Source organism: Paenibacillus zeisoli, assembly GCF_003994465.1.
GTDB lineage: Bacteria > Bacillota > Bacilli > Paenibacillales > Paenibacillaceae > Fontibacillus > Fontibacillus zeisoli.
The window spans coordinates 74125-90253 of record NZ_RZNX01000010.1 but is presented as its reverse complement, the minus strand read 5'-3'; the positions used below and the strand labels follow the sequence as shown (position 1 = coordinate 90253).

Below are 16129 nucleotides of genomic sequence, written 5' to 3'. Positions count from 1 at the left end.
GGCAGAACTCTGCCGGATTTTCGAATAATCTATTATTTTTTCTCGAAGCTAACTTCTGGAGTCGTTAACTTATCATAAAAGCCTATCACTTTATCTTTATCTGCAGAAGCACGAAGTGCCATAGCCGAACGAGGATGCTCATCCAAAGTTCCAGTAATCATGTAAGGAATCAGGTAACCCCACTCTTCCTTCTCCCGCAGAGGAATCAGCAGGTTCTCAAGCACTTCAAGCACAGGGCGAAGCTTGTAGTGGGTATTCTTCAAATGCGTAACGAGAAGCTCTGTCGGGCAGTTTCCTGCCGCGCGTCCCATCCCATATACCGAGGCATCAAGGAACTCAACCCCGTTTTGAGCCGCCACAAGTGTATTAGAGAAAGCCAGCTGCATATTGTTATGGGTATGTACACCCAGACGTTTATTAGGAAGATGCGTCTTAAACTTCTGAACGAGGTACTCCATATCCTTATAATCAAGACTTCCGTATGAATCTACAATATAAACAACGTCAACAACACTCTCATTAATCATTTCAAAGGCTTCAATCAATTCGTTCTCCATAACGTTGGATAGCGCCATAATATTAAGTGTTGTCTCGTATCCTCTGTCATGGAATGTCTGAACAAGCTGAAGCGCCTTGTCCACATCCTTAATGTAGCAAGCTACACGAATCAGATCCAGCATGCTTTCTGAGCGGGGCAGGATATCATTCTCATCAACACGGCCAATGTCCACGAGTGCAGACAGTTTGGTTGTGCCTTTCTGAGGAATTACCTTACGTAGAAATTCATCGTTCAGAAAACGCCAAGGACCTGCAGAATCAGCTCCCGACAGCAGCTTTGGAGAGTTCTTATATCCGATTTCCATATAATCAACGCCTGCTTCATTCAAGCCTGCATAGAGTTGTTGAACGAATTCCACGCTGAAATCCCAGTTATTCACGAGACCTCCGTCCCGTATGGTGCAATCGACAATTTTACTATTATTCGTCTTCATCCGCAAAGGTACCTTCTCTCATCTGTTTTACTATTCATCTTACTTGAAGCTAAAAGCAAAAGTAAAGGTTATATCTGAAGTTATTTGACCGATTCAGTACAATTCCCTGTTGCCCGGCATACTTAATCAAAAAAGGCGCCTGCGCAAGAATGCACATCGCCTTTATTTCAATTAAACTCACTTGCAACCTAACCGCAGTTTACACCTGGTGGGTTAATGGAAGCGATATCATAAATACGGTGCCTTCACCCTTCATGCTGTCTACCAAAATTGTTCCTCCGTGGTTTTTTATGATCTTGTAGCTGACAGATAGACCAAGCCCCGTCCCCTTCTCCTTTGTGGTGAAAAAAGGATCAAACAGGCGTGTTAGCAACGTTTTGTCCATTCCATTTCCATTATCTTTTACAGAGATATTCACATAATTGCCTTCCTGCTTCGCGCCTATCTCAATCATTCCTGCGTGGTCGCCTTGCACTTCTTCAATTGCTTCCATCGCATTCTTGATAATATTTAAGATGACTTGCTTGATTTGTTTGACATCTATCGATACTAGCAAAGATTCATTGATCTGTTGAAGTCTCATTTCGCATCCCTTCATAAGAGCTTCGCTCTCACTAAGCAGGAGTGTATCCTTCAATAAGGAAGGTACACTTACAACTGTCTTTTGGGGGGCTGAGGGCTTTGAGGAATTAAGAAACTCATGAATGATATCGTTCGCACGATCGATTTCCATCAGTATAATTCGAGCATACTCATCTTTCCCAAGCTGAAGAAGGTGCGGACGCAGAAGTTGGATAAATCCCCGGATTGCGGTGAGCGGATTACGTATCTCATGAGCAATGGCCGCCGAGATCTTGCCCAGCATCGCCAGTTTGTCATTCTGGTAAGCAGTCTGTTCAATCTGCTTGTAATCAGATACATCCTTTACACTCAGGAGAAAATCTCCGTCCATCTGATCTCCATAAGTAACGGTAATGAGCCAGTGCCTTCCATATTCATCAATTAACTCATGATATTTACGGCGATGAAAGATTGTCTCCCTGTAGATTCTGGCAATCTTCTTCTGCTTGAACCGGCTTAAATAAGGATGACGCAGCAGCTGAAGGAGATTACAGCCAATCAGGGACTGACGAGGAAGTTCGAGAAGCTTGGCCATCTGAACATTGATGAAAGTTAGAACACCATCACTATCAAACAAAAGAATGCCGCTATCAAGATGCTGCAGCACATTCTCATACTTATTTTTGACAAGTTGGGTCGATTGAAATGCTTGTACTGACTGAAGCAGTGTTTCTTGAAATTCACTCAACAAGTTGACCCCCCCTTTTCTGATTAATGATGTACCTGCCTATCCGACAATATTCCATCATCTAACGAAAGAAGTATATACTAACTCTTGCTGCGAACATCTCTCTTTCCCTCACACTTTTTGGGGCTAGTCCGACATTGGAAAAACCTAGAAAACTTCTGTAATCATCATATTAAGTATGCCGGGAACCGTCAATCAGAGATACTGTCGAAAAAAGTGGGATATCCCCGTCTCCAATTCATTTTTCACTAAAAGAAAAAGATAGTCCCCCTGTCAGGAGACTATCTTGTGCTGCCTTTACTCTTATTATGAATCAGCTTGGTACGTCTTTGACTCATTACCGCAAGCCGCTTCTTCAATTCTCGTTCCCACTTCTCATCCTCAATTTGCTTCGCTACCGTAAGCAGATCGAGTGACATGTCAATCTGACTCTGAACGATATCTAGTGGATCTTCGCTCTCATAATTGACACAATTCCCGAAGATCGACTCCTCATCTTCCATTACAAAATCCTGAAAGTCAACCTCAGCAGCTCCGTCATCATGAGCATATTCAGCCAATATCTCATACTCATTCTCAACCTTATAATGAACCTCTACCCGATGACAGACCGGACAGAAAAGTAGGGGAACATTATGGACTTGCGTACGATAATGCTTCAAAGTTCCTTTCGTGCCAACCATACTCGCTCCACAGCAAAAACTCATTCCCCTTCACCATCCTTAGTTAGGTTCAATATATGAAGCGCTTTATCCCTATTTCCTCTAACGTATTCGATAAGTGAAATGTAAATTCCTTTCAATGTGAGGAATTTATAACACAGATTTGAATAAATAAGGAAATAGTCCTGGTCTATGGGATAAAAAGCCCCCTCGCTAGGTGTCATTCACCAAGAGGGGGCTTTCCTAATACTTGTCCAGCTGTAAATTAAACGTTCAGGTTCTTGTCGCCTGGCTTCCAGTTCATTGCACACAATCCGCCGGATTGCAAAGCTTGAAGCACACGAAGAGTCTCTTCCACGCTGCGTCCCACATCATTGTGGTTAACAACTTGGTATTTAAGCTCACCTTCTGGATCGATGATGAACAAGCCGCGTAGTGCAACCCCTTCTTCTTCGATCAGAATGCCGTATTCACGAGCTACACTCTTAGTAATGTCAGCAGCAAGCGGGAAGTTCAATTGTCCAAGACCATTGCTGTCTTTAGGCGTATTGATCCATGCTTTGTGGCTGTGTACAGAGTCTGTGCTCGCGCCCAGAACTTCAGTATCCAATGCTTTGAACTGCTCATAAGCATCGCTAAGTGCAGTGATCTCTGTAGGGCATACAAATGTAAAGTCAAGCGGATAGAAGAAGAATACCAACCATTTACCACGGTAATCTGTTAACTTCTTACGTCCAAATTCTTTTCCGTCTCCAGTCACAATTTCAAGATCGAAATCCGGAGCGGGTCTACCAACCAAACGTTCTGCCATTTCAAAATCCTCCTTTGAAAATATGTAAGAAAACAAGCCGGGGGCTGTTTCCTTTATCAACTTATGCAATTACTGATTACATACAAATGGTATCATCGGTAAAATGCAAAGTCAAGATTAGAAGAATTTCTTTTTTATAATTATTATAAATAAGTAGATTGTGTTAAATATGATTCATTCCTGATTCTTATTTCTTCATAGCGGCTACGATGAGGTCGCCCATTGCAGTCGTGCCGATTGCCTTGCTCTTATCAACAGCAATATCACCTGTACGATGACCTGCATCCAACACCTCAGCCACAGCGGCTTCAATTGCATCTGCAGCATCTGCATATCCGAAGGTCAAGCGGAACATAAGGGCTACGGACAGAATCGTAGCAATCGGGTTAGCGATATTCTGACCAGCGATATCCGGAGCGGAGCCATGTACCGGCTCGTACAGTCCAAAGCTTCCTTCACCCATGGACGCAGAGGAGAGCATTCCGATGGATCCGGTAAGCATGGCTGCTTCGTCACTTAGAATATCTCCGAACATGTTCTCGGTTACGATTACGTCAAAGCTTGAAGGACGTCTCAGGAGCTGCATTGCGCAGTTGTCTACTAGCACATGCTCAAGTTCCACATCCGGATACTCTGGAGCGACGCGGATTACAACTTCACGCCACAAGCGGGAGGTTTCAAGGACATTCGCCTTATCTACAGATGCCAGCTTCTTACGGCGTTTTTGTGCAATTTCAAATGCTTGACGCACGATACGCTCTACTTCTGATACATTATAAGCGCAGGTATCAACAGCTTCTTGACCATGTTCAGTATCACGGCGGAATTTCTCCCCGAAATAAATTCCCCCAGTCAATTCGCGGACAACCATAAGATCTGTACCTTCAAGAACTTCAGGCTTCAGCGTGGAAGCATCCTTCAGGCAGTCGAATACAACTGCAGGACGCAGGTTGGAGAACAAGCCCAGCGCTTTACGAATGCCCAGAAGTCCTGTCTCAGGACGAAGCTCCTTCGGATTCGTGTCCCATTTCGGCCCACCAACAGCACCGAGCAATACCGCATCTGCCGATTTACAAATTTCTAGTGTATCTTGCGGAAGCGGGGTACCTTTCTCATCAATCGCAATCCCACCGAACAAGGCATGCTCGGTTTCAAAACGGTAGCCGAACAGCTCCTCGGTGCGCTTCAATACTTTCTCTGCTTCTGCTACAACTTCAGGTCCAATCCCGTCACCGGCAATGACCGCAATTTTCTTCACTTCTGACATACTCATCCACTCCCTTAATTAGGTTCAGTCCAATAACATCTCATTCAGTTGTAACATATATAGATTAGTTAGACAAAGATATAGAATCTATGACGTTAATAGGTTATAGCTATAAGACAATTTTGTTGCTTATATAATAAGAGACCCCTCAAGCGGAAATCCACTTCGAAAGTGTCTCTTATGATCTGAAACAATGATTAATATGAAAATGCAGATGCCTTTTTATCATAAAGACGATTTAGCGCATCTACGTAAGCTCGGGCACTCGCCTCAAGGATATCTGTGCTGATACCTCGTCCCTGTACGCATACCCCGTTCTGCGTGAGTACGACATGCACTTCACCTTGGGCATCCTTGCCATGGCTGATCGATTTAATGGAATAATCAGAAAGTTCAACCTCTTCCTTGGATGCTCTATCAATCGCATTGTAGATCGCATCCACAGAACCGTTGCCTTCCGCTTCCTCCTTGATGATGCCACTGTCTTGAGTAGCCATACGTACTTTAGCCTTTGGAGTGGATTCATTTCCATAGGATACGTAAATTGTCTCCAAATGGAACACCCCCGGTGTATCCGTCAGCTTCTCTTCAAGAATGGCCAGAATATCTTCGTCTGTGACATCCTTCTTCTTGTCAGCAAGCACTTTAAACTTGGCAAAGGCGTCATTCAGCCGCTCATCTTCAAGCACATAACCCATGTCCACGAGCTTCTCGCGGAAAGCATGACGGCCAGAGTGCTTACCAAGTACCAATTTACTTTCCTTAAGCCCGATCGTCTCTGGAGTAATGATCTCGTATGTGGTCTTCTCCTTGAGCATGCCATCCTGGTGGATTCCGGACTCATGGGCAAAAGCATTTGCGCCTACGATCGCCTTGTTTCCAGGAACGACCATACCTGTCAGCTTGCTGACCAATCGGCTTGTCCGGGCAATCTCAGTCAGCTGCAGAGAGGTCTTGGCACCGAAGAAATCCTCAGCGTCGTATCGAACACATAAATTTTCCGGATAACTACACCTCCTGAATATTTCAACTAACTGAATAAATACCTAGAAACCTTCAATGCGGCCCACGCTTACGCACGGCCGCATTGAAAGGTCAAACCTATATAAAAAGAGTATTACTTCTTGATCCAGTGCATCAATCCGCGAAGCTCTGCACCCACAACTTCAATTGGATGACTAGCTTCATTGCGGCGGGTAGCTGTCAAGAATGCACGGTTGGACTGATTCTCAAGAATGAAGTCACGTGCAAATTTACCTTGTTGAATGTCGGAAAGAACAGCTTTCATAGCTTTCTTCGTCTCTTCAGTTACAACGCGAGGACCAGTTACATAGTCACCATATTCCGCTGTGTTCGAGATGGAATCGCGCATAGTAGCTAGACCTCCTTCATAGATCAGGTCTACGATGAGCTTCAATTCATGAAGACATTCGAAGTAAGCCATTTCAGGAGCATAACCAGCTTCAGTCAATGTTTCGAACCCAGCTTTGATCAGTGCGCTCACGCCACCGCAGAGAACAGCTTGCTCACCGAACAAATCGGTTTCTGTTTCTTCACGGAAGGAAGTTTCAATAACTCCGGCACGAGTACAGCCAATTCCTTTTGCATAAGCAAGTCCGATTTCTTTGGCTTGTCCAGTTGCATCCTGATGAACAGCGATAAGTCCTGGTACACCAAATCCTTCAACATAAGTACGACGAACCATGTGACCTGGGGATTTAGGTGCTACAAGCAGTACATCGTTATCTTTAGAAGGAACGATTTGACCGAAATGAACGTTGAATCCGTGTGCGAACAGGAGAGCTGCGCCTTTTTTGAGGTTAGGAGCAATTTCGCTATTGTACACAGAAGCTTGTGTTTCATCTGGCATAAGAATTTGAACTACATCCGCACGGCGAGTTGCTTCAGCAACAGACAATACTTCAAAGCCATCTTCTTTGGCTTTATCGAAAGACTTACCTTCACGAAGACCCACGACTACGTTAAGTCCGCTTTCACGCAAGTTCTGTGCATGGGCATGCCCTTGGCTTCCGTATCCAATAATTGCGATGGTCTTTCCTTTCAATAAGCTAAGCTCTGCATCTTGTTCATAGTACAATGTTACTGCCATTTTCGTTCGTCCTCCTAAAATAGTATTGGTCGATGCCTGCCGGTCCCCCTGAATTCCGGTTCCTTTCAGCTATCGCCGAATGTATAAACCCTCCACATAATGAACGGGTGCTTCAAAGGACCTTGATGATCCCTTCAAGCCCCCGCTCATTATGAGCGGTTCTTAATCTGCATATTTATTAATTAGGCATTACCACGAATCATTGCCGTTACTCCGGTCCGGGACAATTCCCGGATTCCGTATGGAGTCAACAGTTCAATCATAGCATCAATTTTCTCTGTGTCACCAACAACTTGAACCATCAGGCTGTGGGTTCCAATATCAACAACAGCGGCGCGGAAGGTTTCAACCAGTCCCATGATTTCAGGGCGCTCGGATGGCTCGGATTTGACTTTAATGAGCGCAAGCTCTCTTGCAACCATGGGCTTGGAGCTGAGATTAACAACCTTGATGACATCGATCAGTTTGTACAGCTGCTTCTCGATCTGCTCCAGTGTCTTGTCATCTCCGTGAGTGACAATAACCATACGCGATAAGCCTTGCTCCTCGGATTGGCCCACGGTAATACTTTCAATATTGAAGCCTCTGCGTCCGAACAACCCGGACACACGCTGCAGTACTCCCGGCTGGTCATTTACTAAAACGGCAATTGCATGGCTTTTAGTCATCATTCGCTATCCCCCATTAACATTTGATCAATGGTGGAGCCCTGCGTAACCATCGGATATACATTTTCCCCTTTACGTACTACGAACTCAACCAGTACCGGTCCAGGAGTCTCCAGAGCTTCCTGCCATATCTTCTTGGCTTCTTCCTTGTTCGTTGCCCGCAGCCCTTTTACACCATAAGCTTCAGCCAGCTTTACGAAGTCCGGGCTTCCAGCCAGGTCAATGTGGCTGTAGCGGTTCTCATAAATCAGTTCCTGCCACTGGCGTACCATGCCAAGCACCTGATTGTTGATGACAACGATCTTCACCGGAATTTTGTTAATCGCGCAGATGGCAAGCTCTTGCGAGCACATTTGCATTCCGCCGTCCCCGTTAATAGAGATAACCAGGCGCTCAGGATGGGCCATTTGGGCACCGATGGCTGACGGGAAGCCGAATCCCATCGTTCCAAGTCCTCCTGAAGTAATCCAGGAACGAGGTTGATTGAATTTGTAGTACTGGGCTGCCCACATCTGATGCTGACCTACATCCGTAGTTACAATCGCTTGACCGTGTGTAGTCTCATTCAAATGTTCAATAACCCATTGAGGCTTGAGCTCGGTATCCGAATCAATATATTTCAGCGGCTTCTCTTGCTTGCGTGTCTGGATGGTCTGTCTCCATGCATCAGCCTTCTCGGTGTAGACCGGATTCTGATTCAGCAGTTCAAGAACCGTCTTGGCATCGCCGACAATTGGAATATCAGCAGGCACATTCTTGCCAATCTCAGCCGGATCGATATCAATATGAACTATCTTGGCCAGTGGAGCAAAGCCCCCCAAAGCTCCTGTTACCCGGTCATCGAAGCGTGCGCCGATATTAATGAGCAGATCCGCTTCCTGAATACCATGGTTCGCTGTGAACGTTCCGTGCATACCCGGCATGCCCATCCAGAGTTCGTGGCCGCTTGGGAAAGCGCCAAGTCCCAGCAACGTGGTCGTAATCGGAATTCCGGTATTGTTCACGAATTCGAATAATGCTTCATGACCGCCGGAGTAAATTACGCCGCCTCCTGCAATAATTACTGGACGCTCAGCTTCGCTAATGGCTGCTTGAAGTTTATCAAGCTGCAGGCGATTCGGCTGAACCGTTGGATTGTATCCGCGAAGATTCAGGGTTTCAACCGGATTAAACAGTGTCTTGGCCGCCGAAACGTCTTTCGGAATATCAATCAATACCGGGCCTTTACGCCCTGTATTCGCAATGTGGAATGCTTCATGAATGACACGCGGAAGATCCTTCACATCACGTACCAGGTAGCTGTGCTTCGTAATCGGCATCGTGATCCCCGTGATATCCGCCTCCTGGAAAGCATCTGTACCAATCAAGGTTGTCGCTACATTCCCTGTGATCACTACTAGAGGTACCGAGTCCATATATGCGGTCGCGATTCCGGTAACCAGGTTCGTTGCCCCTGGACCTGATGTGGCGATACAGACTCCCACTTTGCCGCTTGCACGAGCATAACCGTCTGCTGCGTGAATCGCACCCTGCTCATGTCTGGTCAGCAAGTGATGGAAATCGTTAAATCCATATAACGCATCATAGATATATAATACGGCACCACCCGGATAGCCGAAGACGCAATCGACACCCTCAAGCACCAGGCTTCTGAGCAAAATATCTGAACCTGTAATCACTTCCGGCTTCATCCATTTCTCACGTAATTCTTCTGTAGAGCGCATCTCTGGAATTCGAGCGTTCATCAGTCATCCTCCTCTCAAAATTACCATTCACATAGCTTAGGTCTATAACATCAAAAAAACCTTCCGTCACTCAAAACAGATTTCTGCTTCGAGGGACGAAAGGTTATCGCTTCCGTGGTACCACCCATGTTCACCCGGATCTTCACAAACCCAGGCCTTGTCGAGTAAAGGATCTCTCCCTACTCATGGTCCGTAACGTAGACCTTACGATTCTCCCTAATAGCTTCTTCTTCTCCACGCGCGTGGTTATATCCGGTAAGAAGAACTTTTCAGGAGAACAGCTCAGAGGTGAGCTCGTCATTAAGGGATAATGGTGGTGGTCTCAGCAAATCCATCCACTCTCTGATCAAAAGAGCCCCTAACACTTCGTCCTCATCATTGCCGATTTCGTATCGCGTTATCGCGTTAAAATGTTTAGAAACATTATATGATTCCTAGGTGCCATAGTCAACACTTTTTGCAAATCGATTCCCTTTAAACATGAGGAACCCTTTTTCTCCCTCACCATATGATAGAGTACATTGCCCAGAAATATGTACGGTGAGGAGGAGAATTCACAATGATCCGTTACCGGAGACCAAATCAGGATGACCCTATCATTTACCGGCTGATCGAAACCGAGCTTGTCCCCTATTCACATCTGTCAAAGGGAGACCTGGACGCCGTAAGGAAAGACCTTCCCATCAGGATGAGCCGTGGTGTGACTTTAGTTGTCTCCCCTGCCTATGAGGATGATCCGTGCGCCTTTATCCATTTTATGATTCACGGAGATTTATTATACATTGACATGATGGCCGTTGCACCCGCGCAGCAGCGTAAGCGCCATGGGAAGACACTGCTCTCGCAAGCCGAAAGCTTCGCCGCCTCACGTGGGTGCAGCAGGGCCAAAGTCATGGTCGACGCGGGAAATGAGCGCGCCCGATTGTTCTACCAAAAGCTCGGATACGAAATAACGAGATTCATCCCCATGTCTCTATGCTACGAAATGAACAAATCCCTGCGATCAAATCAGCCTGCTCGGCTAATTTAGAAAATGAACGGGCTGCCGTAGCCCCCGCCGTAGCCGTAGTTATACCCGTACCCGCCACCATAGCCGTAGCCCCCACCATAAGGGCCATGACCATAACCATAGCCGCCGTATGAGTATGGCAAAGTTCCTATGGCAAGCAGATCGAACAAGGCCAGCGGCAAAATCGCTTTGGTGTGTACCTTCTTGCCCTTCTTCGGTGCCAGGATCAGGCGGTTCCCGCTGATCTTAACAAGCTTGCCCGTAACCATACCGCCGTCTTTTTTATAAGCTACAATATTTTTACCTACCAGCTTTTGTGCTTCCTTCTTCATTGCGGATGAATTCATGCATTCCCCTCCTCCAAATGTCTTCCCCCTAGCATATTCTCTGGATGTGAAGAACGCCTGTACCCTCGCCTTGAAAAAAAAGAAAACAGGCGTCCCGAATGGGACGCCTGTTCCTGTACGTAAAACGCAATTTACGCGTTGATTTTTTCTTTTGCAACAGCAGCCAAAGAGTTGAACGCTGTAAGATCGTTAACAGCCAGATCAGCAAGGATCTTGCGGTTAATGTTCACTTCAGCAAGCTTAAGGCCGTGCATCAATTTGCTGTAAGACAAACCGTTCAGACGAGCTGCCGCGTTAATACGCACGATCCACAGTCTGCGGAAATCACGTTTCTTTTGACGACGGTCACGGTATGCATACAGGAATGATTTCATTACTTGCTCATTAGCTGTTTTGAAAATACGGTGTTTGGAACCGAAATAACCTTTAGCAAGCTTCAATACTTTTTTATGACGACGACGAACGACGAATCCGCCTTTTACTCTTGCCATATCAAAAAACCTCCCAGAAAGTGTGTTCTACTACTTAAGATTAGACAGACCTTGTTTCAAACGTCTTACGTCACCTGCGTACATAACTGGATTGCCGGCCAAAACACGTTTTGTGCTTTTGGATTTACCGGACAGCAAGTGGTTGCGGCCTGCTTTGTAGCGTTTCACTTTACCAGTTCCAGTAATTTTGAAGCGGCCTTTAAGGCTGCTGTGAGTTTTCATTTTAGGCATGGTACTTCCCCCTTATAGGTTGTAAGCTTATCGCTTAGTTTTTCGGTGCCAAAATCATAATCATGCTGCGGCCTTCCAATTTTGGCAGACGCTCAATGGTAGAAATTTCAGTAACTTCTTCCTTGACGCGATCCAAAATCTTCTTCCCGATATCGGCATGAGTGATTTCACGGCCACGGAAACGCACAGAGCATTTCACTTTGTCGCCGTCTTTCAAGAATTTGATCACATTACGAAGTTTCGTCTGGTAGTCATGTTCCTCGATATTAGCGCGAAACCAAACTTCCTTGATATCGACGATTTTCTGATTCTTACGGGCTTCTTTTTCTTTCTTCTGTGTCTCGTAACGGAACTTGCCGTAGTCCATAATCCGGCATACCGGCGGTTTAGCCGTCGGCGCTACATTCACCAAATCCAGATTGAGATCGATAGCCATCTGCAGCGCTTCACGAATCGGCTTAATCCCGATTTGCTCACCTTCTGCACCAACCAAACGAACTTCTTTCGCCCGTATTTCATCATTGATCATATGTTCCTTACTGATAATTCTCCACCTCCAAATGGTCTTTAGCCAAATTGTATAACCCATTATAAGCAAAATAAAAAGGGATACAGGTTATCACCCGCATCCCATATTGATCGTCAATTCTTTATGAACATTCACATTCATAAATCAACGGATCAAAACCAGCTAACCGAAGTCAGTCAGGTGAGAAGCCTGGGCCTCTGCTTGCAATCCAAAAACTTGCAACAGCAAATACTTGATTAATATATCACACCAAACTTCGCCGGTCAAGCAGAAATAAAAAATAAAAAGCAGGGAGATTATCCCTGCTTGCTTTGAACTTCTTCCAAACGAACAACACGCGTATGCTCCGTATGACTCCACTGCTTGTTGTTCTGTGTGAAGAATGCGTAGAACGTAATCGGCCACCATGAGAATAAGTAAACCGGGAACAAAATCAGATACAGATACACTTTCTTATACGTAATCTTCTCAAGTATCATCGCTGCCAAGAAGATGAACACATTACCGGCAATCGCCAGAAGCGATACCCAGAATGGCAGGTAGCTATACATGGTTGAGATATGCGGTCCATTAAACAAAGATTGATCTGCCCAGATAAAAGCCGTAAGCAAAAATGTCAGAAGTACGATGTAGACATTTACTGCGTACAGAGCCAGGTCAAACTTGATCATGCTTCTTTCTTTGATACTCTTCCACAGCATCGGGAAGAAGTATCGGCGCGCTACGGTGAAGTGCCCCTGCATCCAGCGCAGACGCTGGCGGGCTGAAGCCTTAAAGGTTAGCGGCTTCTCATCGAACAATTTGGCGTCATAGTTGAACACTGGATAAATCCCTTTACTCGCACAACGCATCGTGAATTCCAGGTCTTCCACAAGACTGGTTGCGCCCCAACCGATTTCTTTCAAAAGTTCAGTCTCGAAGCACATGCCTGTACCGCCAAGGAAGTTAGCCATCTTCAGATTATGACGAGGCAGCTGCCATAGGCGGTTAACGTACCAGTATGATACTCCATAAGCCGCAGTCACCCATGAATCCTCAGGATTCTTGGTGTCAATGTAACCTTGAATTACGCGTGCGCCGCTGCAAAGATCATTGTTCATCTCGTTCAGGAAGTCCGGATGAGCCAGATTATCGGCGTCAAACATAACAACCGCATCATACTGGCGCGGCATCTTCCAAAGTTCTTTCAGCATCCATTCAATGGCATACCCTTTACCCCGAAGGTTCGGATTGGTACGCACACACGCATTCATATTATGACTGCGTACGATATCGGCGGTGCCGTCCGTACAATTGTCACAAATAACGAACACATCATACAGATCTTGCGGGTAGTTGAGAAGCTTTAAGTTCTCCATTAAGGCTCCGACGACCTGCTCCTCGTTGTGTGCTGCTACCAAGACAGCGAAAGATTTGGTCGGAGGAAAATGCTGTTTTTTCTTTTTCTTATACAAGCCAAACAAAGAGAACACGAATTGATACACACCAATGACTGCAAGGATAATCTGCAGTCCAACTAGAATGGCATCCAACATGATTCCCTGGTACCCCCCTTTTAACCCTCATGAAATTAAACTACGCTTTTTCTCTCTACAATTTGTTATCGCAGTTTCTAATGACCCTTGTTTCATATTTAATTTAGTGAAGCATGGTACTCCATTTGCCCCTTATCTTTATCTGGGTGCAAATGGTCAGACATTAAGATTCTCTACGAATTCGCCCGATTTGTCAAAAGGCTAATTTCTCTTCTACGTGTAAATTACGCCCAAAGAATGTCTATATCAGGGTACAGCAGTACCTCGTCCTTGCATTCATAGCGGTTAGGTCTTATTTTCATCCATTTAGCCGTTTTTTATTTCCCTGGTTCGCCCCCTTTGCCTAAAATAATCGATGAACGTAAAGGTTATATTAAATCAAACGGGAATTATCAGGAAAAGTTTACGGAAAACCTGATATTTTTTTAAACTTTTTTGATATCATTTGAATCATTGTAGTAGGTGTATCCTTGATAAGTCAAAAAAGGACGGCGGCTAAAGTAGAAAATAAAACAAACTGACCTTGAAATGACCGTAGAATAAAAATATGATTATCCTATCCTGAAAATAACGGCAATCTGCTGCTAAGGGTTGTTCAGGCCAGCTTCCGCTGGTTATATGGATTACACACCACACTCCATAAATAAGGGATGATTCGGGTCAGCTTAGCGGCCTATCCAAAGCGGAGGGATTGTATGCAGCGATTATTTGTGAAATTAACACACTTGGACCAACGATTATTTGTAGCCATAAATACTGGACTTCACGGCAGCTTCCTCAACTTTTGGCTTTTTTACCTGACCCATATGGGAGGAGCAACCTTTACAATTGCAGCAACGATACTGCTGTGGATTTTTACTCCAGATCCATGGAGACACACGGCTCTAATAGCAGCTGCTTCACTGGCCATCAGTCATATCCCAGTTGCAATAGCCAAAAAGACTTACCCGCGGGTGAGGCCCTATCTAACGCTTCCGGGTACCAATACATTCCGTGATCCATTGACAGATCATTCGTTCCCATCAGGGCATACCACAGCCATTTTCTCAGTTACAATGCCTTTTATGGTAATGGAGCCTGTGACATCGTTTATACTCGCTCCAATTGCCATGATGGTAGGCTTATCCCGAATTTACCTGGGTCTGCACTACCCGTCTGATGTACTGGCTGGAGCCGTGATCGGGACCGGAGTCGCACTTGGCACGGTTGCATTATGGACCTAAAGGGGATATTGTTAGGTTATGGTAAAACCTTGCAGGAAAAGGTGAAACTAACGTGCAAAAACAAAGAGTACTGCTTTTATCTGAAGGATTTGGTGCAGGGCATACCCAAGCGGCTTACGCGCTTTCAAGCAGTTTGCGTAAAGTATCGCCAAATGTGCAGACCAAGGTCCTTGAGCTTGGAAGTTTTTTGAATCCGAGAATGGCTCCACTAATTATTACAGCATATAAGAAAACGCTCAGCTCCCAACCCCGGCTGGTACGAATGATGTACCGCAGCAATTATAAAAAATCATTAAACCGATTGACGACGCTTGCGCTGCATCGGATTTTTTATACGCACACCACGCAGCTGGTCAAGCAGATTCGTCCCAATGTAATTGTATGTACTCACCCGATCCCCAGTGCGGTAATTTCACGGATGAAGCGGCTCGGGCTTGATGTTCCATTATGTACGGTCATTACGGATTATGATGCGCACGGAACCTGGGTGAGCCGGGAAGTCGATTGCTATCTGGTCTCGACCAATCAGGTCAAAGACAGGCTCCTTGAGCGGGGAGTTGAGGAAGCAAGAATCCGGGTCACTGGGATCCCCGTGCATCCCAGCTTCTGGGAACGGCATCACAGCAAAGACGATATAAGACTCAAATTCGGTCTGGCTGATATGCCAACGGTGCTGGTTATGGGCGGTGGCTGGGGCTTTATGAAGGATGAAGCGGTCAATACCCTTCTCGCACGATACTGCGATCGGATCCAGCTGATCTTCTGTTTCGGCAGCAATACTAAGTCCCTCCAAAGGATGGAGGATGATCCAAGATTCAACCATCCCAATATCCATCTTATGGGCTTTACGAAAGAAATCGATAAGCTGATGGAGGTCTCTGACCTGCTGATCACCAAGCCAGGCGGAATGACCTGCTCGGAAGGTCTCGCCAAAGGAATTCCCATGCTGTTCCACAAACCTCTTCCCGGGCAGGAAGAAGAGAATTCCCAGTATTTCGCTTCCCAGGGATGGGGTACACCCATTACAGGTCTTCATGTAATTACGGAGTGGATGAGTCAACTGACGGACAATTACGAAGAAGTGAAACACAATCGCCAGCGTGTGATTGAACAGATCAAACGTTATCATCCCATGCAAAGCGCTCAAGCCATTATTGATGTACTCGAACATAAAGAAGGGGCTGTTCATTAGTCATATCT

The 16129-nt window shown here is 45.7% G+C and carries 16 protein-coding genes and 1 pseudogene; 3 read left to right on the top strand and 14 right to left on the bottom strand.

All coding sequences use genetic code 11. The annotated features are described in order from the left end of the window. Nucleotides 1–32: 32 nt before the first annotated feature. The 9 genes and pseudogenes from EJP77_RS17735 to ilvB form a co-directional block, all read right to left on the bottom strand. Nucleotides 33–992 (bottom strand): aldolase catalytic domain-containing protein, encoded by a 960-nt coding sequence (locus tag EJP77_RS17735; protein WP_127200593.1) that lies wholly within the window; start codon nt 990–992, stop codon nt 33–35. 199 nt (nt 993–1191) lie between these two features. Next, a complete protein-coding gene (locus EJP77_RS17730; RefSeq protein ID WP_127200592.1) occupies nt 1192–2304 on the bottom strand; it encodes an ATP-binding protein in 1113 nt (370 codons plus the stop codon). A gap of 278 nt (nt 2305–2582) precedes the next feature. Next, nucleotides 2583–3008, bottom strand: a complete 426-nt coding sequence (locus EJP77_RS17725) for a hypothetical protein (protein ID WP_127200591.1) — start codon at nt 3006–3008, stop codon at nt 2583–2585. Nucleotides 3009–3228: 220 nt separating this feature from the next. Next, on the bottom strand, nt 3229–3774 hold the full coding sequence (locus EJP77_RS17720) for a peroxiredoxin (protein ID WP_127200590.1): 546 nt from the start codon (nt 3772–3774) through the stop codon (nt 3229–3231). A 187-nt stretch (nt 3775–3961) separates the two neighbouring features. Beyond that, complete coding sequence (leuB, locus tag EJP77_RS17715; protein ID WP_127200589.1) at nt 3962–5041, bottom strand: 3-isopropylmalate dehydrogenase; 1080 nt, start codon at nt 5039–5041, stop codon at nt 3962–3964. Between the two features lie 197 nt (nt 5042–5238). Then, a pseudogene (locus EJP77_RS17710) lies at nt 5239–6015 on the bottom strand (alpha-isopropylmalate synthase regulatory domain-containing protein); the annotation flags it as partial. A gap of 143 nt (nt 6016–6158) precedes the next feature. Continuing rightward, nucleotides 6159–7151, bottom strand: a complete 993-nt coding sequence (gene ilvC / locus EJP77_RS17705) for a ketol-acid reductoisomerase (RefSeq protein ID WP_127200588.1) — start codon at nt 7149–7151, stop codon at nt 6159–6161. Between the two features lie 182 nt (nt 7152–7333). After that, on the bottom strand, nt 7334–7819 hold the full coding sequence (gene ilvN / locus EJP77_RS17700; RefSeq protein ID WP_127200634.1) for an acetolactate synthase small subunit: 486 nt from the start codon (nt 7817–7819) through the stop codon (nt 7334–7336). After that, on the bottom strand, nt 7819–9564 hold the full coding sequence (ilvB, locus tag EJP77_RS17695; protein WP_127200587.1) for a biosynthetic-type acetolactate synthase large subunit: 1746 nt from the start codon (nt 9562–9564) through the stop codon (nt 7819–7821). Before ilvB ends, ilvN begins: the two co-directional genes overlap by 1 nt. Nucleotides 9565–10123: 559 nt before the next feature. Here ilvB and EJP77_RS17690 point away from each other — a divergent pair. Beyond that, entirely contained in the window at nt 10124–10594 is a 471-nt protein-coding gene (locus EJP77_RS17690; RefSeq protein ID WP_127200586.1) for a GNAT family N-acetyltransferase, read from the top strand. Here the strand turns inward: EJP77_RS17690 and EJP77_RS17685 are convergent. The 5 genes from EJP77_RS17685 to EJP77_RS17665 form a co-directional block, all read right to left on the bottom strand. Next, nucleotides 10591–10920 (bottom strand): hypothetical protein, encoded by a 330-nt coding sequence (locus EJP77_RS17685; RefSeq protein WP_127200585.1) that lies wholly within the window; start codon nt 10918–10920, stop codon nt 10591–10593. The two genes, EJP77_RS17690 and EJP77_RS17685, sit on opposite strands and share 4 nt — an antisense overlap. A 131-nt stretch (nt 10921–11051) precedes the next feature. Then, entirely contained in the window at nt 11052–11411 is a 360-nt protein-coding gene (gene rplT, locus EJP77_RS17680) for a 50S ribosomal protein L20 (RefSeq protein ID WP_127200584.1), read from the bottom strand. 30 nt (nt 11412–11441) lie between these two features. Next, complete coding sequence (gene rpmI, locus EJP77_RS17675; protein ID WP_127200583.1) at nt 11442–11642, bottom strand: 50S ribosomal protein L35; 201 nt, start codon at nt 11640–11642, stop codon at nt 11442–11444. A 34-nt stretch (nt 11643–11676) separates the two neighbouring features. Next, nucleotides 11677–12171: a translation initiation factor IF-3 gene (gene infC, locus EJP77_RS17670; protein WP_127200582.1), complete on the bottom strand. Its 495-nt coding sequence runs from the start codon at nt 12169–12171 to the stop codon at nt 11677–11679. 296 nt (nt 12172–12467) lie between these two features. Further along, nucleotides 12468–13706, bottom strand: a complete 1239-nt coding sequence (locus EJP77_RS17665) for a glycosyltransferase family 2 protein (protein WP_127200581.1) — start codon at nt 13704–13706, stop codon at nt 12468–12470. A gap of 695 nt (nt 13707–14401) precedes the next feature. On the opposite strand from EJP77_RS17665, the gene EJP77_RS17660 reads away from it, so the two are divergent. Then, nucleotides 14402–14929, top strand: a complete 528-nt coding sequence (locus tag EJP77_RS17660; RefSeq protein ID WP_127200580.1) for a phosphatase PAP2 family protein — start codon at nt 14402–14404, stop codon at nt 14927–14929. Nucleotides 14930–14981: 52 nt separating this feature from the next. Continuing rightward, nucleotides 14982–16121, top strand: a complete 1140-nt coding sequence (locus EJP77_RS17655) for an MGDG synthase family glycosyltransferase (protein WP_127200579.1) — start codon at nt 14982–14984, stop codon at nt 16119–16121. Nucleotides 16122–16129: the final 8 nt, after the last annotated feature.